Genomic DNA, 19,810 nt, shown 5'->3' with positions numbered 1-19,810 from the left:
TCTGGGTGTGCTTACGCAAAGCCTCCCTGCCTCCCTCCGCTCCCCGAGACTTCAGGGTTTCCCGGCCTGCGGTCTGCTCGCCCCGACAGTGAAACTAATGGCGTCTCCGGACACGCGGTAAGCGGCAAGAACCGGACTCACCCATCCTTGGCTTTGCATCTTTTGCATCAGCTTTTCCACCTGAGCTCCTTTCTCCGCCTTACCCTTAAGATTAATTTTGCCCTCTTTATACTCAATTTCCGTCAAAGTCAGGCCCGAGCCCTGCCAGTCGGTCATAACCCTCAGGCTGTCAGCCAACACCAACGGCTGCCGGTGCAGTTTGTCCCAACTTTCGGCCAATATCTCCTCTTGGCGTATGCTCTTCTCAGCCCGGTAACCTTGCGGCCTCAACACGGCGAGTTCTTCTTCCAGGCGGTTTGAGCGCGCCTGCACGGGCCACCAGAACGCGAAGACACCGGCCAATAGAATGACCACCGCCCCGATCCCCCAAGCGATCCGCCGCCTGACTTTTCTTTGTTCTTCCTCCTGCCGCCATAAGTTGAGCCCTTGTCCTGTCCGGTAAGCAGCACTTGCCGCATAGGCCGCCGGAACTTCCTTTAACACCCCGCGGAATTTCTCAAAATCCCGAGGGAGAGCAACAGCAGGGCAGACATCCACCGCATAACCCAGACTCTGCCGCATCCGTTCTCCCGTCTCCCCCGCTGTCGCTGGATCAGGTGTACAAACACGTTGTAACGAGAAATCCGGATCCTGGGCGGCATAATAAAACAAAGTCCGCTTCAATTCCCGCCAGACTTCGATTTCATCCGCGTCCGCGCCAGCCTTGCCGAAGGTGCGCACAACTTCGAGACGGGTCCCCCTAAAGAGAGCCATCTCCAACTGGTCTTCATCTTCCTTAAGATAGAGAACATTTTGCCCGGACTCAAGCGGAAGCACGCAACTCAGCGCGGTGACCGCCAGATCGACCCTTTCCACCCGAAAGCCTGCTTCGGCAAAAGAGCGCACGAAATCCGTCAAAACGCTCTTGCGTACGGCCGCGGCCAACACTTCCAGGAACTTTCCCCTCTTCTCTTCGACAACTGAAAAATCATTGAGCACTTCTTCCCCAGAGATAGGCGTTTCTTCCTCGATGAAGTAATTAAGAGCTTGCCTTCTCTGCCCAGCCGAAAACCATGGTAACCTGAATCCCCGCGCAAATCCTTGCTGCCAAGGAAGGAGGAGGAAAGCGGGGGGAATAACCCCCCGCTCTCGGCGATAAGCTTTGAGGATGGCGGTCAGACGTTCCGCTTCCAACAAGAGCCCTTGGCGCATGATGCCGGCCGGTAAAGGCAGCCGCTCAAGAGCAACCCGCCTCAGCTTGCCCAGGAGTGGACCTCGGTCCACCCAGAGAAAACGGATCTCCCCATCGGTCAACTCGATAAAAACTTTCCCGGACACACCGCCTCCCCCTTCCTCAGTGGCCGACCACGTTGACATAGCGCTGCATAAACAAAGACCCCCAATAGAGTGTCAAAATCGCTCCCAGTGCCAAATAGGGTCCAAAAGGAATTTGCTGCTTCAGGCTCTTTTTTCTTAAGGCCAACATTAGCCCACCCCAAAGGCTTCCCCCGACGCTGGCCAAGAAAACGGCCAGGAAGACCTTGGGAAAGCCAAGATAAGCACCCAAGGCCGCAGCCAACTTCACGTCGCCGAAACCCATCCCGCGCGGGTAAAATCTGGCAATGAGCCAAAATCCCCCACCGGCGGCCACAGCGCCCAAGACACTGTAGCCAAAAGCGGGTTGTACCGGAAGGAATAAAGCCCGAACCAGCCCCAGCAGAAAAAGGGGAACAACCAGGCTGTCCGGCAGCCGCATGGTATCAAGATCGATAAAACTCAGGGCCACCAGTAAAGACAGGAATGCCAGATCAGAAAACAAGTTCAGGGAAACAACTGAAGCGCGCCAAGCCGTATAAAAAAAGAGCAGCCCCATGCCCAACTCCACCAAAGGATAGCGCCGGGAAATCTTGGCCCCGCACTGCCGGCAGCGGCCCCGCAGGCCCGCGAAGCTGAGCAGGGGAATTAATTCCCAAGGGCGCAAAAAATGGCCGCAGGCCGGACAATGCGAACCGGGAACGGCGATGGATTCTCCCCTCGGCAAACGATAAATGACGACGTTCAAGAAACTGCCGATGAGCAGCCCGATCACGCCAAAAGACCAGGCAAAAAGCATGAAGTCAAAATCCCCTTCCAAATTTGAACTCGGATACCATCTTGGCCGTAACCGCCTTTTAGAGTCTCGGCCCGGACCCGATCAGACCGGTAACTTCGTCCCGCCGGTGCATAGAAACCCCAACGGTCCTCCGGACTGTTTGGCTCCCCGCGCCGAGACCGAATTATTGAGCGGAAGTCCAGAGCACGTGCGTCAAAGTGACATCGTAAGCCGCGACCTCCGCGGCCGAACCGTCCGCAGTGAGAAAAACCGTGATCAGACGGCTGGGGGTATACGCGCTCCCGCCGGCCGGCAACTCGGCCACCCCAAACCCCTTATGGGCAGCGTTGGCCGGCTTTTGTTGGGTCGTGGAAGCATCCAGCCTGTTAATGTACTTGGGAATAAAACCCTCGGCCATACCCTTGACTGTCACCTTGCCGGAGTCGTCAGCGCTGAGTTCGTCTGTTGTCGGATAGACCCCGTTTTCCACCTGGAATCGGTCCAGCGCGCTTTTCAGCTCATGAGCTGTCGCTATATCAGCATTGCGTCGGGCCGCGTCGGCCCCGGCTGTCAACTTGGGAATCGCTATGGCCGCAAGAATCCCGATAATGATCATTACCGCCATCAGTTCCACCAAAGTGAAACCCGCCTCATCGCTTTCCCGAAACCGTCCTCCGCTCGTCGTTAACCCCAAACTCACCGATAACCGAAAATTCATCGTTCTCGCCTCTCTTCTTTAAAAAATTTAAACGCTTGGCTGTAAACCTCTGCGTTATGACGTAAACCTCTGCGTTATGACGTAAACCTCTGCTCTCTGACGTAAACCTCCGCCTTTCACTGCAAATGCGTGCCCAGATCAAAGACCGGCAGAAGAACCCCTGCAGCGATTACACCGATCAGACCCGCCAGGACTAAAATCAGCGCGGGTTCCAAGAGCTTGGCCGCCCGGTCTAAAAGTTCCTCTAATTCGGCCCCAAGCATGTCCGCCACGTGGTTAAACATCTTGTCCCACTGTCCCGCTTCTTCCCCCACTCCCAACATCTCGCGGGCCGCCACCGGCAACAAGTCGTCGGCCCGAAGAATCGGAACCAGAGTGCGCCCCTGGCGCACCCCTTCTTTTAGGTGCGTGATCATACGGTTCATAGCACCGCTTTCCGCCGTCCCCTCGGCCACGTCAAGCGCTTTGTCCAAAGTCACTCCCGCCTGCAGCAGCATTCCCATAACCCGGCTAAAATGAAGCAGCTCCCTCAGTCGATAAACCTTTTTCAAAAGCGGCAGGCGGCCCAGCCACCCCCGTATGCGCCCTAACCACTCCTCACCGTAACGAAGGCGGAAATAGAGCAATAAAACCGGCGGCGCTGCAGCCGAGACCAGGGAAAAAGCGGAAAGGTGCCGGGCAAGGAGGAAAATGACCCGGGTCGGCCAAGGCAAGTCCGCCTGCAAGCTGCGAAACAGTCGCTCGTACACCGGCAGGACCCACATTCCCATCGCGTATAAAACGCCGAGAGCAGCCCCGCTGAGGAGCAAAGGATATCCCAAGGCGCCCTGAATTTTACGCGTAAAATTCCGTTCCTGATCCAATTCCTCCGCTAGGTTCTTTAATGCCGAGATGATATCTCCCGAGTGTTCGCCCCCCCGCAACATCGCCAGGGCATAGAGGGGCAGGCGGCAATCAAGAGCCGACAGGGCTGCGGACAAGTCGTTACCGGAGGCAACCTTCTCCCGCAGCTGCCGCCAGAGCGTCTCGGCACTCGGATCATCCTCTTGTAAAACGACAATGTCCAGCGCCTGCAGCAGAGGAATACCCGCGGCCAACAAGGCGGAAAGGCGCCCGACGAACCCGCTCCACATGCTTTTCGTATCTTTGAACAGAAACGGAGGGAAAACCGGCCGGCGCCGGCGGATCGACACCGGAAAGTAACCGCACTTGAAGAGAAGAGCGCGTGTCTGCGCAGGGTCCGCAATTTCCCAAATTCCCCTGTGCATGGCTCCCGAGGCATCCACTGCCTTCCAAACACAACTTGCCCTTTTCAAGCGTTTCCCACCATTCTTTCGCAAGTCTTGCCAAGACCTCTCAAACCTGAACCTGGTTCAAAAAAGAACCTCCTCAAACAAGAGTCTCTTTCCCGAATCTTCTCTAACCGGAACCCTTCCCAAACTGCGTTTCGTCAACAGCCGCCCGGAGCCAAACCGTCTGATCTGCTCCAAAAGCAATATCGGTACTGCCCGTCATGATCCGCCCTTCATGGTTGTACTTGCTTAGCAACGCTGGGGGCCGACTTAATATGGCCGTCAGCCCTCACGTCCTCACAGGTGTGATTGCCGAGTAGGTGATCAAAAACCGGGGGCATTGCGCAGGCCGTCCGGATTTACCATCCTCTCTGCGGCGGTTTCGGGGGTGATTATCCCTTGGCGCAGGAGATCGGTGATGGCCTTATCCATGGTCTGCATGCCCAGTTTTCCGCCCGTCTGCAAGACAGTCGCCAGCTGATGGGTTTTTCCCTCCCGGATAAGATTGCGCACCGCGGGGGTAGCCAAGAGTACTTCGATCGCTGCGACCCTTCCGCGCCGATTGGCTCTGGGCAAGAGTTGCTGGGCCAAAATTCCCTGCAGAACCGCGGCCAACTGGACCCGAATCTGCTGCTGCTGATAGGGGGGAAAGACATCGATCATACGATCCACCGCCTGGGTTGAGTCATTCGTGTGCAAGGTGCTGAAAACCAGATGTCCGGTTTCTGCCGCCGTGATGGCGGTACTCATGGTTTCTAAGTCCCGCATTTCGCCCACGAGAATGACGTCCGGGTCTTGTCTCAAGACCGCCCGTAGGGCAGTGGCAAAGGATCGAGTGTCATTGCCCACTTCCCTCTGGTTGACCAGGCTCTTCTGATGACGATGCAAATACTCAATCGGATCCTCGATCGTGACGATATGGCAAGCCCGGGTTCGGTTTATCCGGTCGATTAGCGAGGCCAGAGTCGTCGACTTGCCGCTCCCCGTCGGCCCCGTAACCAAAACCAGCCCTCTCCCCAGATTAGCCAGATCCACCGCCACCCGCGGCAGGCCCAAAGCTTCCGGCGCCGGACTTTCAAAAGGGATGAGACGAATAACCATGCCCACCGAGCCCCTCTGCCTGAAGGCATTCATCCTGTAGCGGCCGACCCCGGGCAAACCGAAGGAGAAATCCAACTCTCCCGACTCGGCGAATTTCGCGGCTTGAACCTGATTTAACAAGCGAGCGGCGAACTCCTCGACATCTGTCCGGCTCAGCTTGTCCTCTGATAAGGGAAGTAAAGCGCCATCCACCCGAAAGACCGGGGGACTTTCCACAGAGAGATGTATGTCCGAAGCCTTTGCCTCCCCGGCTAAACGTAAAAGTTCCTCCACCGCCATCATATCTGCTGTGTCCTCTCCTTTCCCGCCTTCCGCGCACATCCTCCCGCTTCCCGAGCACATCCTTCATCCGCACCTGCCGAAGAATAGCCCTCATCCCGCACCTTTCCCGACGGTCGATACTCACTCCTTGCGCTTGCCCCTGCCGGGGCACAGCGTTCATCCTGCACCCCAAAAGTTACTCTGTAGACTTCTTCCACCGTGGTTAAACCCTCCTTAACCTTCTCCATCCCGTCTTGCAGGAGTGTCACCATACCGGCGCCAATTGCCGCCTCTTCGATCGCCTGTGAACCTTTGCGTTCCAAAATCAATTCCCTGACTACTTGATCATAACGCAGAAATTCATGCAGTCCAATCCTCCCCTTGTAGCCGGTGCCGAGACACTCCGGGCAACCAACGGCGCGAAAGGTCCGCGGGGATAGATCAGCGGAGAAGGCATGCGGCCCCGAGGCATCATTCGCAGCCTCAAGGATCTTGCAAACAGGGCAGAGAACTCTGACCAAACGTTGGGACACGACCCCGCCGAGGGCGTCCGCCAGAAGATAAGGCTCTATCTTCATGTCCAAAAGCCGCGTAATCGCTTCCGCCGCCGTGTTGGTGTGCAGGGTGGAGAGCACGAGATGTCCGGTCAGAGCCGCCCGTACGGCGATTTCGGCCGTCTCCTCATCCCGTATTTCTCCCACCATGATCACGTCCGGATCTTGGCGCAGGATGGCCCTCAACCCGCCGGCAAAGGTCAGTCCGACTTTGCTGTGAACCTGCACTTGGTTCACCCCCGGCAGCCGATATTCAACCGGATCCTCGATCGAAACAATGTTGAAAACCTCGGCCCGGAGTTCCCGCACCAAAGCGTACAGTGTCGTCGTCTTGCCGCTCCCGGTCGGTCCGGTAACCAGGACCAAGCCGTGAGGCCGCTCCAGAAGGAACCGCAGCCCTTGCTCAACCTGCGGGCGCATCCCCAACCCCTCCAGAGTCCGCTGGGCAGTCAGCGGGTCCAGTATTCGCACAACCGCTTTTTCCCCGTAGACTGTCGGCAAAGTCGACACGCGCAAATCAATGCGACGCCGGCCAACCTCAATCGCTAAACGGCCATCCTGGGGCAGTCGTCTTTCCGCGACATCCATTCCGGCCATCATTTTCAGGCGGGAGAGAACATTGCGCGCCAGCGCCGAAGGAAGGGACGAGTTGGGCAGCAGCCGGCCGTCCAACCTAAAACGGACCAAAAACGACTGTTCCCGCGGTTCCCAGTGGATGTCGCTCGCAGACATTTCCGCCGCTTGCTGGAGGATGGAATCCACCAAGCGCACGGTGGGAGCGTCCTGCCCGGGTTCGCCGCCATCCCGGAGCGGCCACTCCACAGGCGACTCCGCCACCACCTCTTTTAGGGTCTCCAGCTGGGCCACCGTCTGCCGGACCGTCAGATGCCGCCGGATCGCGGCTAAGATGTCCCCTTCATCGGCAAGAACCGGTATGGTATCGTATCCCGTTAAAAGCCGGATGTTGTCCAGTATCCCAACCGATGTGGGATCGGCAACCGCCACCCGCAAGACATTGTTCCCCAGCGCGACCGGAATCGCCCTGTAGCGGCGGGCCAGGTCTTCCGGAATCAGCTGGGCTGCCTGCGGATCAATTTCGGCCTGAGCCAGCTCGATACGGGGAATCCTCAAATAAGTACTCAGGGCTTCGTTCAACTGTTCCCTGCTGAGAAAACCCAACCGGACCAGCACTTCTCCTATTCGTTCCCCATCCTCACGCGAAACACTGAGGCCGGCTTCCAGATCCTCTTTTCCGATCAGCCCGCAGGCCAACAGGTGCCGGCCAAATTCCCAATGGCCTTTCCCGCCGGCCCTATCGCTCTTGTCTTTCATGTCATTGGTGTATTTCCCGATAGCACAGAACCAGCCAGCGACCCAAACTTCTCTTTAACACCACTGATATCTTCCGTTCTGCCCGGCCTACTCGCGCCGTCGAGGTCACCAGATACACCTCCTCCCGGGAGCCCCCCTTGGGATCGGAAGCCGACTCCACCGCGATTGCCACCTCTCCCCCGTCGAGAGACAGTCGCCCTGCCTTCAAGTCGGGGTTAAGGAGGAGTTCATCCTTCGCCCACTCAATTCCTCCTTCCGCGGCATAAACGGCTTGACGGCTCTGGGCCTCCCTATGGGCCATACGATTTTCCGCATTGGCCCTGACGTAACCTTCCGCTCCGTATAGAAACAAGGCAGTGAGCAGCAGGAGGACCAGCAGGGTCGCAAACCCCCCTTCGGTCCCGAGACAGACCCCGCCGAGCGAATCCGCCGCGCCGGAGAAATTCATCTCGCCGGGAAGTTCGCTCCGCCGCTGAAATCTGCCCCGACGGGAACACTCGCTCCGCATGGAAAATCCCCTCCGTGGGATAAACTCGCTCTCCCGGGGAAACTCACTCCGCCACGGAAACTCACTTGGCGGAATCGGCCCGGCGATAGACAAGAGTGCTCCACGATGCCCTCTCGTCTCCCCAACTCGCCTGCAGATCCACTTGCCACACTCTCTGCGCAACCTCCTTGCACTGAAACCCCGAGATCCTTCCCGCCACGGGATTAATCTCGCCCTCATGTTTGCGGTAAAGATCCGGGTTACCATCGCCGTCAAGGTCCGCGACCCTGTACTCATCCGTTCCGGCTGAAACACCCGTTTGGTCCCAGCTTCGCACCCTGAGCACCCCAGAGCGGCTGAATTCAACTTCCGCAGCCGAGCGAACCGCATCCGTCACACACCGCCCCGCATTCATTACACCGTAGAGAACTTCCAGCTGCCTTTTTTCGCGAACCTCTCCCCGCCACTGTCCGGTTAACAGCGGCAGGCCGACGGCTAACAGAATACCGCTGAGGAGAAGCGCCGCCAACGTCTCCAGCAGGGTAAACCCTTGCGAGACCATAAAGCCCCTTCCCGATACGGGCGGATGCTCGTTCCGTCTGTATGGCCCGCTCCATCGCTTTAACACGTCCATTTCGAAACCTCACACCCAATATACCCAGGAGCCCTTTAACGGCAGATCGACCCGGCTGCCCTAATTGTTCTGCAGCCGCTTTCTCACCCCTTGGTCCCAGGTATCGCCCCTTGGTCTGCTGCCGAATCGTCTCTCTCGACAAAATAGATGCTCTGCAAGCGATAACTTTTCCTAGTCCACCCTTCAGACCAGCAGACCTCCGCTGTGACATCCAGAATGTCAGGCAGTTCTCCCCATTCTGAGGCGACACTCCACTGAAAACGCCCCTCTTGCCCGCAGGCACTTCCACCGGGCAGACACTTCTCCAAAGCGAAGTTTTCCGGCCAACTGCGCTCGTGCAGATCCTCAAGCTTTTTCTGGGCGAGATTGGCCGCTTCGGTAAGATTTGCGGCCGCACCGGCCTCCGCCCAAGCGCTTTCGTTCAAACCGTAAAGCACCGCAAATCCCAAGCCGAACAACATGACCGCCAACAGCACGTCCATCAGGACAAAACCCTGACCCTTCCCGCCCTTACTCATGGAGAAACTTCCACACGGCCGTAAGAGTCAAACGTATAAACCATCCCCGGGCCACTTAAGGGCCGTTCCTTTAAATATGGTCCCTGCCAGCCTTTGACCCCTTCCGGTTTCCTAATTAGGTCCTCTAAATGCCGCGGCAAAGCACCCACATCCACTTTGTAAAGTTGCAGCGCTCCCTCAACTCTTCGCACGTCGGCCTCTTGCATTCGTTTCTGAATGGGAATGAACGACGAGGTAAAATGAGGAATAAATGAGCCCATGAGAAATCCCATTAGGGCTAGGACCAACAGAAGTTCCCAAAGAGTAAAACCCCGGTCTCCCCGTCCCGAGCAGATTTTCCCAGCCCGGAACCCTACCCGTTCTTGTGGGCTTTGTCTCCTTTTCCCGCCTTGTCCCGACCCCGGGGGCCTACCCAGACGGCGGAATGTCATTTGATTCCTTCCTTTCTCCTGACTGTTCCGGAGGCAGTGCCACAGGCTCCCCGGGATGTCACGCGAACTGTCCGGCGTCATGGGGAACCCATACAAATTTCTCTTTTCCGGCCGGTTTCCCCGGACCATTGACAGAAAGACTCCGCTCCTTTGATCATCCTGTTGAATGTCTTCTTATTCGGTTTCAAAGGCCGGTTCTCCTGCTCGGTCGACAGAATCTTCTTCATAACTATCTATATTACCGTAATCTTCCCGTGTTCTCCCTCTTCGACAGAGATCGAGCCTATTTCACGTCCTTCCCTCGTTTCGTGCCGCTTAACGGCGAAAAAGGGAGAGCGAGAAGAAAGTCCTTTCTTCCCGCTCTCCCCCGGCACTGATTCCCTTTGTCGATGTCAATTTTAAGGGATCAGCGCAACTATTGAGCCGTGGCTCCCAAGGTCGCAACAGCGTCAAGGCCGGCGCATCAAGATATTGGAAAGTTTGAGTCAATCACTCCCGCCCACGCCCGGCGTAAATCCTCGTCCGAGCAATCCTCCACCTGCACGGCTTGACCGATCCCGCGCGGCAGAATCAGAACCTTGCGCCCAAAACGATTCTTTTTGTCGGCCGCCATCAATTGCACCAGCCGCCCCGCCTCCAGCCCCCGGACAGATATCGGCAACCCCAGCCCGCTTAGGAGGTTCATGATACGTTGAACATCCGCCCCGGCGATGAGCCCCCTCTCTTCCGCCAGGCGGGAGGCCGCAACCAGGCCCACGCTCACTCCCCGGCCATGGGAAATCCCTTCGTATTCCGTCGCCGTCTCCAAAGCATGCCCGAAACTGTGCCCTAAGTTCAGCAGTGCCCGTACTCCTTGCTCCCTTTCATCCTGACTTACGAGCCTGACTTTTACAGCCAGGGACCGGGCCGTTAACTCCCGGAGAATCAAAGGGTCGCGTTCCAATATCTTACTCAGGTGCTCTTCCAAAAAAGCAAACAAGTCCGGGTCGCCCAAAACCGCGTGCTTCACGGTCTCCGCCAGCCCGTTTTGCACTTCCTGCCAGGGAAGGCTGGCCAACGTGGAAAAATCCGTCCACACCGCCAGGGGCGGATAAAAAGCACCCAACAAGTTCTTCCCGGCCGGATGATTGACCGCCACTTTCCCGCCGATACTGCTGTCCACCATGGCCAGGAGAGTCGTGGGCACCTGAACGAAACGGATTCCCCGCATGAAGACGCCGGCAAAAAAACCGGCCAAATCACCGATCACTCCCCCACCCAAAGCAACGACCAATGTCAGCCGGTCCGCTCCCAGCCGGACGGCTTCACCGACCAGGGCGCTGAGCCTTGCCAGGGACTTTTCCCCTTCTCCCGCGCTCACCGTCACCAGATCGACCCGGCAGCCTTTAAAACCTTGCCTCACCCTGTCAGCATAGTGTTTTGCCACCACCGGTTGAGTAATGATCAAGGCCTGCTCAATATTGCCAAAACGGGAAAGCATGTAATCCCCCAGGTCCTCCAGATTTGCCCCCAGGAATACCGGGTAAGGATGGCCTGCGGATACCTCGATTTTCTGCCTGCTGGAAACGCCCAACTTCCCTCTTCCCCTCTCGCTCCTCTTTTTCTGTTCCCGGTCGAATTGCGGAGACCCGGACATCCTTACAGGGATTTGCCAATCGCCAATAACTCTTTTTGTATCGCTGGCTGCGTCAAGAGTTCTGAACCCGTTACTGAGCTGCTAAATACCGGATATAGTCCTGCCAATCTTTCTCTAACTCGGAGAAGCTGTCTGACGAAAACTTCTCCAGAACCGCTTCGGCTAAGGTCCACGCCAGCACATTCTCCAAAACAACCAAGGCAGCGGGTACGGCGCAGACATCCGACCGTTCCACGCTGGCCTCAACCGCTGCTTTCGTCTCCAAATCCACCGTCGGCAGAGGCTTGTAAAGGGTGGGAATCGGTTTCATGACTGCCCGTACCAGGATCGGTTCGCCGTTGCTCATGCCGCCCTCAATTCCCCCCGCCCGGTTGCCGGCCCGACGGAATCCTTTTCCCTTTTCATAGAGAATGGGATCGTGGACCAAAGATCCGGGCCTCTTCCCAGCCTCAAATCCCAAGCCGAACTCAATCCCCTTGATGGCCTGCACCGACAGGACGGCTTGGGCAATGCGCCCGTCTAGTTTCCGGTCCCACTGCGCGTGGGAGCCGAGACCCGGAGGAAGGTTCAAGGCTTGAACTTCCATGATGCCGCCCAGGGATTCTCCTTCCCGGCGGGCGTCCTCCAGCTGCCGGCTCATTTCCGCCTCCGCCTCCGCATCCCCCACTGACCAGGCGGAAGCCCGCACCCGTGCCCAATACTCAGCATCATCCCGCAACTGGGCCTTGACCCGTCCCACTTGCAAAACCCGCCCCCGGATTTCCACACCCAGAGCGGCCAGGAGCTGTCTGGCCACATTCCCCACGGCCACCCGCATGGCGGTCTCGCGGGCGCTGGCCCTTTCCAGAATGTTGCGAACCTCCGTCCGGTACTTCAGTGACCCCGTCAAATCCGCATGCCCGGGCCTCGGCGCCGACACCCGCCGGCTCGTGAAATCAGCCTCAGCCCCCACCGCCATGATCTCCCGCCAGTTGGCCCAATCCCGATTCTCAATCTCCAAGGCCAGCGGCGCCCCGGTGGTCAATCCCCCCCGTACTCCAGACAGGATAATGGCGGCATCTTGTTCGATCGCCATGCGGCCGCCCCGGCCGGGACCTTGTTGGCGGCGGCGCAAACTCTCGTCAATCGTTTCCTGACAAATATGTACTCCCGAAGGCAACCCTTCAATGATTCCTAAAAGTTTAGGTCCGTGGGACTCACCCGCGGTTAAAAATCGCATTCGTGCTTCTCTGCCTTTCTCCCGCGCTCCCGCGCCTTGCGCACAACACAATTGTCGCACCTAAGATTTCACCTGACCGTACACCCGGGTAAATACCCCACATCGGCATCCCTCCCGGAGGGACAGGATCGTCTATTCTTTCCGACCGGATTCCCCTATTCTTCCCGAATTCGCCCGTTAACCGGAGCAATGATCACCTTGCGCACCTGACCTCGGCGGTTAATGAGTGAGATGGTCATTCCCTCAGTGGGGTTGCCGCGGGCATTGATGATTAACTGGGGCAGCGTCTGGACAAAAGCCACCCCCTCCTGAAGAGGAACCTCCTTCACTTTTGCCCCCTCCCGCAGAATCCGGTAAGTCCGTTCTACCGGGAAAAACCTGACGCAGTACCAGGTATTCTCAGCCATAGCCGCCTGCCGGGTATCCCGCAGATCCGTCAGAAGCTCGGCAGCCGAAAGGTCGAGCTGCCGAGCGGGAAAATCCAAAGGCAACTTTACCGCCAGTACGAACCCCGCTCCCCCCAAAAGAGCGAGAGTGAGCAGAACTTCGAGTAATGTAAAGCCCAAGCTGTGCTCTTGCTGCTCCCGGCTTTTTCTGCCCAAGCGCACCTTCTTCTCCGCCTTTCCTAACCCCTAAGCAAATCTTTCAACAGTTTGTGACACCATCGATTAGGTAACCCTCAAGAAAGCGCAAGGTCTTGTCATGTGCCTTGGGATTGCGACTGCTCGGCGATTTTGCCCCCTGAATTACCTCACACGGTCTTCTCTTGTACCTTCGGATTGCGGCTCGTCACTTTTGCCCCCGCAACACCTCCACACTGTCTTCTAATGTGCCTTAGGGCTGTCAGGCTTGGGGCTCGCCAGGTGCTTCATCAGCCAAATCAAGAGTTTCTCCATCCTGCGCATAAACCGTGTACCCACAAATTCGCGCGGACTCATGGGTATAACCAGAACCGTATAAAGCCCAAGCCGATTGCCGCCCAGAATATCCGTGAACAGCTGATCCCCGATTACAGCCGTGTCCCCCCTGCCCGTACCCAGAATGTTCATACCGGCACGAAAAGCCCGACGCCGAGGTTTACTCGCCCGGAAAACGAAAGGAATCCCCAAGCGATCTGCCACCAGCGCCACCCGCTGTTTTTTCTTGTTATTAGAAACGACACAAGCCTTGATCCCGGCCTGCTTAATCCTTTCAAACCAGGCCGCCACTTGGGGTCCCACTTCAACGTCATTCCAGGGGGTCATGGTATTGTCAAGGTCAATGATCAACCCGCGAATCCCGTCCTTCTTGAGCATCTCAATCTGGATGTTGTCGAGTGAATCGGCCTGAAATGTAGGACGGAAAAGTTCAAACATCATATCCTCCTGAATCGAGCAAAGTCTGGGTAGTAACAAGCGGCAGGCCGTCTGCCGGAAACTGAGCTGAAGCCGCTTCTGCGGCCTCGAGCCGTTAACCGGGCAGAAGGCGCCTCTGCGGCCTTGGGCCGTTAACTGTATTATACCCTGCGAAACCGGCGGGAGCAAGGTGACCAAGAGGCTTAGCCGCATGCCCCTGGCTGTATCCGGCTTTAGCCATGGGGAGATTCGGCATTTAACATGGCTTGCGAGAAGTCCCCCGTCCTCTATAGGCCCTCTATAGGCGGGGGATGAATCGCTATATGGACATTCACAAAAAAGCGTATAGTATTTGGCAAATTGTTCTGGTATAAATTGTTCTGGTATAATATAATCAGTCGTATATAGAGTAGAGGGCTGATTTCTAGTGAGTGCTAAACTCATCTTAGAGCGTGGACTTAGCGCCATGGCCCAAACATAGATTTTCTGTAGGGCGGGAACCGCCCGAAGTTACGCCTGTGGAAATTGCGTAAGACCTAATCCAGCACTCAGAAACCTTGAGTGCTGGACGAGGGCAACGATTGATGAAACAGGAAGCCAACGCCCAAGTGTTCGCCGAGAAGCCCCCGCTTCTTAGCGAAACGTAAGCGGGGGTAGTTCACATCACAGAGTAGCCTGCGCCCTCGACACCTTTGTCGAGTGTATCCCTGGTAGCCGTCCCCTTAACAAACGCCTCTTTGCGCAATAGTTCGTCAGCCGATCGCCAGACGAACTATTTCTTCGACTTCTTTATCCTTATCCGGGGAGTTCTGCTTGTTTCCTCTGTCTATCCGGGCTTCGAACAGGTCTCCGTTCGGAATAATCCTTTTAATGCTGTCATAAACCAATTCATATCCCGCTACGATAGCGATCATTGCGCTTTCCGCCAAGATGCGTGCCGCCTCAGCAACCCGTTCAACCTGGCGGTCCTACTCAATTCCGCCTGTCCATGACTGAGGAGTTAAGCAGTAGACCCTGCGGCCCAACTCAAATAAGCGGCGCTCAACTTCAGCCCCGATTTCAACATGCAGCACGCTTTCTCCAGCAACGCTTTCTGCTCGAACTCGCTCTCCACCTGGTCCGAAATGGCTTCTCCTTCCGAACCCAGTACGTCCATCAGGGTAATGTCATTCCAATCAACCCCATCCAACCGTAGTTCCCATTCCCTAGGAAACCACCGCCATATCCGGAACCGTAACCCCACATCATGCCGCCCCAACCCATCATGCTAAATTCTTCCTTGTCTTGCCGACGAAATCCTTCCGTTCTCTTGTGTGTAAAAATTCGAGCCCAAGAAACAAGATTATTGGGCCAAAAGGCGGTCTGACACCGCCTTTTGACTTGGCAATATTCTTAATTGCCGGATTGATTATTTCCCTGAAGTTGACCCATCATCTGATTCATCTTGCCGACGTTCTGTGCTCCGATTTCTTTCTTAAGTGTCTGATCGGAGTTCATGAGAGATTGCATCTCGCCATAATTCTGGTCTTGCATTGCTTGCTGCATTGCCGAAGAATCGTGTAGTTGCTGCATGGCCGGAGAACTCATAAACTGTTCCTGCTGCGCGGGAGTAAACGTCTGATTCATTAAAGTGTGCATTCTGGTAAACCAAGATCCGTTGGAAGAAGTATTTGCCATGGCCGGAAGAGCAATCACCCCCATCCCAATCACGGCCGTACCCACAACCACTCCCAACTTTGTTTTAAAGTTCTTCATAAATAAGCCTCCTCGCATATTGGTTTGTTTTAACACCATTAGAATATCAATCGATTACGATTTTGCCGCGAAAGAGATGTGAATAACTGATGAATGTACGGAATATTCCAAGGCCCTATGCGTTTCCCAATGGCTAAAGAGGATCCGAGACATCTTAGGGAAGATTCATCGACCTCTACCTTTTCCCTTTTTCCTTGACAAAGAGACTTAAACCGCACATAATATTTTTAACACCAGCTATTTCTCTATGAATAGTATAAATTCAATAGGGACAACTTATGACTCAGGCTAAAATGGAATTACTGACCCAGCGTCTGAAAGACATGGGATCTGTTCTCGTTGCTTATTCCGGAGGAGTAGACAGCACCTTCTTGTTACAAGTAGCCCATAGTACTTTAGGCGATCGCTGCCTGGGCGTTACCGCTTCCTCAGAAACATATCCCGAAAGAGAACTCTCGTCGGCGGTCGACGTCGCCCGTCTCATCGGAGCCAACCATCGAATCATTACGACTCAGGAGCTGGCAGATAAACAATTCGTCTGCAATCCGGTCGACCGATGTTACTGTTGTAAATCCGAGCTGTTTGGAAAGCTTAGGCAGATCGCTCGAGCAGAAGGCTACGCCTTTGTCTTGGATGGCGCGAATGCCGATGATCTTCAGGATTACCGGCCGGGCCACAGAGCCAGGCATGAGCTGGGTATCTGCAGTCCTCTGCAAGAAGTGGAATTCACGAAAGAAGAAATTCGTCAATTCTCCAGGGCGCTCGGACTTCCGACGTGGAACAAGCCGTCTCTGGCTTGCCTTTCCTCACGCATCCCCTATGGGGAAGAAATCACTTCAGAAAAATTGACTCGCATTGACCGGGCGGAAGCCTTCCTGCGCACCCTTGGCTTTCCCGAATCCAGAGTGCGCCATCACGGAAACATAGCCAGAATTGAGGTTCCCCGGCAGGAGCTCTACAGGATCATCGGGCAGACTCCTGATTGGAAATTCGAAATGCGGAAATTGCGTTTACACAGGACGTCAAAGCCTTTCTTGACATCACGGATGTCACCTGCCCTCTGACCTTTGTCAAAACCAAGGTGGCTCTCGAAGACCTGGATGCGAGACAGTTGCTGGAAATCAGATTGAACGAAGGGGAGCCCATCCAAAACGTTCCGCACAGTCTCAAAGACGAAGGACATAAAATCCTTGAAGCCTCACGCAATGAGGATGGCACTTACACTTTGGTTGTAGAAAAAGACGGCTTGTAGAATCGTACGGATATCGTAAGAACAATAATACAAAGCCCTTATAGTAAAGTCAGCCAGGCTTAAGACCGTAAACCGACTGACCAGGGAAAACTTCTTATTCATGTTGCCTACCTCGAAAGTCAGAAATCCTAAATGCCCACCCTACGGTCAGTCTTCAGCGGCGATAGTGTTTAGCGAACACTATCGCCGAAGCAATCTATTCGAAGGGAAACTTGCGTCTGAGGTACCGACGACTATCCTTTGATTTCGCCCGTTAACCGGATGAGCCTTTCTCTTTGGGCCAAAGCTTCCATCTCTGTCATCTTGGCATCAATTCGCAATTCAGCCTGTTCAAGCTGAGCCAGATCATTCGAAAGTTCTTTGAATCTCGCTTCAAGCCCGGCAGTTTGCTCCACAAGTTCCTGGCGGTGGCGCAGATAACTCCTAGCCTGTTCTTCATCAGTGCTTACGACTCCCCGGGCCATCTTTTCATCCAGGGTCATTTGCTCTTTCAGCTTGGTGATTGAGTCTCGAATGTTGGTCAGGACGGACTCCGTTCTTGTCTTCTCCTCTTTGATTTGATTCTTTTGCTTTTCCAGATCTGAAGTCCCCTTTTGCAGCTCCGGGCTAAGTCCTCTGTTCTGGGACGCACCCTCTTGTTCCACTCTGCCAAGCCCCCGCTTCGGTTGGCGCAGCTGCTGTAAGTCATCCCCTGTGAACATACCTCTATCCAATTGAGCCAGAGCATCGTAATACTGGCGCTGCGTAATCTCACCGGAAGCATACATGGCCCGGACCTCCGCCTCAATCCTGGCGGGCTCGCGGTCAATGCCCGCCCCGCGGCGGGCATCGGGCCTATCATAAGGTTCATAATAATCCTCGCTGCCGCAGCCGCCGCCATAGCTGCCTCCACAGCCGCCGAAATAGTCAAAGAACGTCCTGCCGAAACTTCTGCCTCCGCACATTTTGTTCCACTCCTCCTCAGGAATTTCCCGTTCGATTTGCCTTCAGTCTGGCCAGTTCTTCGTCCACCGCCGATTCCATACTAACCCGTTTCAATTTCCGGTCAATATCATCCTGCCCATCGGCAAATACATCGGTGATAAGTCCCTGATCTTCCAATTCATTAATGGCCTGAACCCGCGCCTGCATCTCTTCGATTCGCGCCTGGGCCCGCTCCACGGTCCGGCCGATGTTCTCTGATTCCGAACCGAGCGAGGTCACCAGTTCCTTGACTTTGAGCTGGGCCTTTGAGGCCTCATATGTCGCCTTCAATTCTTCTTTCTTGCTGCGGAATTGTTGAATTTTCCGCCGCAATTCCTCTTGACCCCGGGCGATGGTCTGCAGCTGTTCCCCCATTTTTGCTATCTGCGCATTGAGCTCAACTTCCTGCTGGGCGGCTTCTGCCTTCCTCAGAAGAGCTTCTCTCGCCAAATCTTCCTGCCCCAACCCTAGGGCCTTTTCTGCTTGTTCCGCGTATTTTTTGCTACTTTCACAGAGAGCATCCCTTTGCAGTTCGAGCCTCTTTTTGGCTGTGCTGAATTCAGCCGCATTCTTCTGCATGGCCTGGAGTCCGTCTTCCATTTTGACAAGACTGTAGTCCAGCATTTCTTTCGGGTCTTCCAACGTCTCGATACCCTTTTCGACTTTCGCACCAAAAATGTCCTTTAAACGGGCTGTTATTCCCATTGATACTCCTCTTTTCCGCGTTATCATGGTTTAGCAACAATCAACTTGAGTATTTTGCTCCTTTGATCTTCCACGCGTCTGATACCCAGCCCCGCTGCCTTTACATTCGCCACGGTACGCCGGTTAATATGAGGGCCTATGAAACGGACCGTCAGCGGGTCCAAGATATCCATAATCTTACCGAGAATAGGATTGTCGCTGCGGACGTGTTCAAGAAGGATAATCTTTCCGTTCGGCTTGCAAACCCGGCGGATCTCCCGCAACCCTTTGATTGGGTCGGACACGGAACAAAACACGCAAGTTGCCACAACCGTATCGAATGAATCGTCTGGAAACTCCATGTTCTGGGCATCCATCTCGTAGAGCTTGACCAGAGCCTTCGCCTCCTGGGCTCTTGCTTTCGCCTTGCTTAGCATCCCGGGGCTGAGATCAATGCCGGTAACCCCGATGCAGTCATCCGTATAATAGGGCAGGTTTTTGCCTGTGCCGACGCCCACCTCCAAGACCATTCCTTGCGCCTGGCTTAAGACCTTGGCCCGCAGTTCCGGTTTTACCATGCGATCCATCAGGTCGTAAACCCGCGACGCACGGTTATACCTCTTCCTCGTCTTCTCAGTCTCCCGGTCCATATTAGGCGTTTCCTCCTCAACTGCGTTCACTTCAAATCGGCTTTACAACGTTGGTATTCTTCCCTGCCAATTTCTCCTCTTGCATAGCGTTCCCGCAGAGTACTCAGCGCGCCGTCAGTTCCCCGAGAATTGCCGGAAACTCCGAAACTCAGACGGCGGAACACATAGATCCCGAGACCGATAATTACGAGCCAGAAAAGGATCTGGGCCGCCATCCCGACGAGCCCGCTCCACCAAGCTCCGCCGCTTCCTGTGTACCCTCCGTAATAACCTAAGCCGAACCCTCTCATCATGCCGGCGCCGTAACCCCATCCCATCATGGCAATCTCTCCTTTTCGGGTTCCTCTTCTACGTAGTAGTGACAAGAACTTCATGAAGTGTTCTTGCTCTCTGCGCTCTAAAGATAGCACGGCAATTTGAATAACTGATGAACGAGGTGTGAAGAACCTAAAATTCCATTCAATTAATTGGGATTCTCTTCGCCCCCAGATAATGGCTCGACCAGTAGCTTTCCGAGAGGCTGTGGATCGAAACCCCGTCGCTCGATGAGCCAACGGTCAAGCCGCCTCCGATATAGATCCTGACATCTGAAGCCCTCCCATATGTGTTAAAGGACACCAAATCCCCTGGCTGTAGTTTATTCCGGCTGACCGGAACCCCTAAATTGAACTGCTCAAATGAAGCCAGGACCGCGAAGGCGTTCATAAGCTCGACGAGTGAACCAATCGAACAGTGAGTCTCCTGGTTCACCTGTCGCTCTGCGGATCTACATTCTGGTTTAAAAGAAAAAGACCCGAG

The 19,810-nt window shown here is 55.3% G+C and carries 24 protein-coding genes and 1 pseudogene; 2 read left to right on the top strand and 23 right to left on the bottom strand.

The window, feature by feature from the left end; all coding sequences use genetic code 11:
• Window positions 1–51 precede the first annotated feature (51 nt).
• The 17 genes and pseudogenes from MNU25_RS10975 to MNU25_RS10895 form a co-directional block, all read right to left on the bottom strand.
• The gene (locus MNU25_RS10975; RefSeq protein WP_240985104.1) at window positions 52–1,437 is read right to left on the bottom strand and encodes a PilN domain-containing protein; all 1,386 of its coding nucleotides are present in this window, start codon (window positions 1,435–1,437) and stop codon (window positions 52–54) included.
• 16 nt (window positions 1,438–1,453) lie between these two features.
• Window positions 1,454–2,212 carry a prepilin peptidase gene (locus MNU25_RS10970; RefSeq protein ID WP_240985103.1) on the bottom strand — a complete coding sequence of 253 codons (759 nt, stop codon included), beginning with the start codon at window positions 2,210–2,212 and terminating at the stop codon, window positions 1,454–1,456.
• A gap of 163 nt (window positions 2,213–2,375) precedes the next feature.
• The gene (locus tag MNU25_RS10965) at window positions 2,376–2,909 is read right to left on the bottom strand and encodes a type II secretion system protein (protein ID WP_240985102.1); all 534 of its coding nucleotides are present in this window, start codon (window positions 2,907–2,909) and stop codon (window positions 2,376–2,378) included.
• Window positions 2,910–3,025: 116 nt separating this feature from the next.
• On the bottom strand, window positions 3,026–4,225 hold the full coding sequence (locus MNU25_RS10960) for a type II secretion system F family protein (RefSeq protein WP_240985101.1): 1,200 nt from the start codon (window positions 4,223–4,225) through the stop codon (window positions 3,026–3,028).
• A 300-nt stretch (window positions 4,226–4,525) separates the two neighbouring features.
• Window positions 4,526–5,584 (bottom strand): type IV pilus twitching motility protein PilT, encoded by a 1,059-nt coding sequence (locus tag MNU25_RS10955; RefSeq protein ID WP_240985100.1) that lies wholly within the window; start codon window positions 5,582–5,584, stop codon window positions 4,526–4,528.
• Window positions 5,581–7,449 carry a GspE/PulE family protein gene (locus MNU25_RS10950; RefSeq protein ID WP_240985099.1) on the bottom strand — a complete coding sequence of 623 codons (1,869 nt, stop codon included), beginning with the start codon at window positions 7,447–7,449 and terminating at the stop codon, window positions 5,581–5,583. Before MNU25_RS10950 ends, MNU25_RS10955 begins: the two co-directional genes overlap by 4 nt.
• Before the next feature lies 1 nt (window position 7,450).
• Entirely contained in the window at window positions 7,451–7,957 is a 507-nt protein-coding gene (locus MNU25_RS10945) for a hypothetical protein (protein WP_240985098.1), read from the bottom strand.
• Window positions 7,958–8,018: 61 nt separating this feature from the next.
• On the bottom strand, window positions 8,019–8,498 hold the full coding sequence (locus tag MNU25_RS10940) for a prepilin-type N-terminal cleavage/methylation domain-containing protein (RefSeq protein WP_240985097.1): 480 nt from the start codon (window positions 8,496–8,498) through the stop codon (window positions 8,019–8,021).
• 155 nt (window positions 8,499–8,653) lie between these two features.
• On the bottom strand, window positions 8,654–9,088 hold the full coding sequence (locus tag MNU25_RS10935; RefSeq protein ID WP_240985096.1) for a type IV pilus modification PilV family protein: 435 nt from the start codon (window positions 9,086–9,088) through the stop codon (window positions 8,654–8,656).
• Complete coding sequence (locus MNU25_RS10930; protein WP_240985095.1) at window positions 9,085–9,519, bottom strand: type II secretion system protein GspG; 435 nt, start codon at window positions 9,517–9,519, stop codon at window positions 9,085–9,087. The genes MNU25_RS10935 and MNU25_RS10930 overlap by 4 nt, the downstream gene beginning before the upstream one ends.
• 463 nt (window positions 9,520–9,982) lie before the next feature.
• A complete protein-coding gene (gene aroB, locus MNU25_RS10925; RefSeq protein ID WP_240985094.1) occupies window positions 9,983–11,092 on the bottom strand; it encodes a 3-dehydroquinate synthase in 1,110 nt (369 codons plus the stop codon).
• Window positions 11,093–11,225: 133 nt separating this feature from the next.
• Window positions 11,226–12,374, bottom strand: a complete 1,149-nt coding sequence (gene aroC / locus MNU25_RS10920) for a chorismate synthase (RefSeq protein WP_240985093.1) — start codon at window positions 12,372–12,374, stop codon at window positions 11,226–11,228.
• Window positions 12,375–12,529: 155 nt separating this feature from the next.
• On the bottom strand, window positions 12,530–12,982 hold the full coding sequence (locus MNU25_RS10915) for a prepilin-type N-terminal cleavage/methylation domain-containing protein (protein WP_240985092.1): 453 nt from the start codon (window positions 12,980–12,982) through the stop codon (window positions 12,530–12,532).
• Between the two features lie 216 nt (window positions 12,983–13,198).
• A complete protein-coding gene (locus MNU25_RS10910; RefSeq protein ID WP_240986809.1) occupies window positions 13,199–13,729 on the bottom strand; it encodes a YqeG family HAD IIIA-type phosphatase in 531 nt (176 codons plus the stop codon).
• A 731-nt stretch (window positions 13,730–14,460) separates the two neighbouring features.
• A complete protein-coding gene (locus MNU25_RS10905; RefSeq protein WP_240985091.1) occupies window positions 14,461–14,637 on the bottom strand; it encodes a hypothetical protein in 177 nt (58 codons plus the stop codon).
• 146 nt (window positions 14,638–14,783) lie between these two features.
• Window positions 14,784–14,891, bottom strand: a pseudogene (locus tag MNU25_RS10900) (RNA polymerase subunit sigma-70); the annotation flags it as partial.
• A gap of 209 nt (window positions 14,892–15,100) precedes the next feature.
• Window positions 15,101–15,463, bottom strand: coding sequence for a hypothetical protein (locus tag MNU25_RS10895; RefSeq protein WP_240985090.1), 363 nt, complete (start codon window positions 15,461–15,463; stop codon window positions 15,101–15,103).
• A 278-nt stretch (window positions 15,464–15,741) separates the two neighbouring features.
• Between MNU25_RS10895 and larE the strand changes: the two genes are divergently transcribed.
• Together larE and MNU25_RS10885 are read left to right on the top strand one after the other, a co-directional pair.
• On the top strand, window positions 15,742–16,527 hold the full coding sequence (gene larE / locus MNU25_RS10890) for an ATP-dependent sacrificial sulfur transferase LarE (protein WP_240985089.1): 786 nt from the start codon (window positions 15,742–15,744) through the stop codon (window positions 16,525–16,527).
• Window positions 16,467–16,715 (top strand): sulfurtransferase TusA family protein, encoded by a 249-nt coding sequence (locus MNU25_RS10885; protein WP_240986808.1) that lies wholly within the window; start codon window positions 16,467–16,469, stop codon window positions 16,713–16,715. The genes larE and MNU25_RS10885 overlap by 61 nt, the downstream gene beginning before the upstream one ends.
• On the opposite strand, the gene MNU25_RS10880 is transcribed toward MNU25_RS10885, so the two are convergent.
• The 6 genes from MNU25_RS10880 to MNU25_RS10855 all read right to left on the bottom strand — a co-directional run bounded on the left by MNU25_RS10880 (window position 16,662) and on the right by MNU25_RS10855 (window position 19,717).
• Window positions 16,662–16,817 (bottom strand): hypothetical protein, encoded by a 156-nt coding sequence (locus MNU25_RS10880; RefSeq protein ID WP_240986938.1) that lies wholly within the window; start codon window positions 16,815–16,817, stop codon window positions 16,662–16,664. The two genes, MNU25_RS10885 and MNU25_RS10880, sit on opposite strands and share 54 nt — an antisense overlap.
• Window positions 16,818–16,948: 131 nt before the next feature.
• A complete protein-coding gene (locus MNU25_RS10875) occupies window positions 16,949–17,659 on the bottom strand; it encodes a hypothetical protein (protein WP_240985088.1) in 711 nt (236 codons plus the stop codon).
• Between the two features lie 16 nt (window positions 17,660–17,675).
• On the bottom strand, window positions 17,676–18,383 hold the full coding sequence (locus tag MNU25_RS10870) for a PspA/IM30 family protein (protein WP_240985087.1): 708 nt from the start codon (window positions 18,381–18,383) through the stop codon (window positions 17,676–17,678).
• A gap of 23 nt (window positions 18,384–18,406) precedes the next feature.
• Window positions 18,407–19,012, bottom strand: coding sequence for a class I SAM-dependent methyltransferase (locus MNU25_RS10865; protein ID WP_240985086.1), 606 nt, complete (start codon window positions 19,010–19,012; stop codon window positions 18,407–18,409).
• Between the two features lie 26 nt (window positions 19,013–19,038).
• The gene (locus tag MNU25_RS10860; protein WP_240985085.1) at window positions 19,039–19,332 is read right to left on the bottom strand and encodes an SHOCT domain-containing protein; all 294 of its coding nucleotides are present in this window, start codon (window positions 19,330–19,332) and stop codon (window positions 19,039–19,041) included.
• A gap of 139 nt (window positions 19,333–19,471) precedes the next feature.
• Window positions 19,472–19,717, bottom strand: a complete 246-nt coding sequence (locus MNU25_RS10855) for a C40 family peptidase (RefSeq protein ID WP_240986807.1) — start codon at window positions 19,715–19,717, stop codon at window positions 19,472–19,474.
• Window positions 19,718–19,810: the final 93 nt, after the last annotated feature.

This window comes from Acididesulfobacillus acetoxydans, assembly GCF_902729405.1.
In the GTDB taxonomy this organism is placed as follows: Bacteria; Bacillota; Desulfitobacteriia; order Desulfitobacteriales; family Desulfitobacteriaceae; genus Acididesulfobacillus; species Acididesulfobacillus acetoxydans.
The sequence above is the reverse complement of the archived record's forward strand: the minus strand, read 5'-3'. Positions and strand labels throughout refer to the sequence as shown.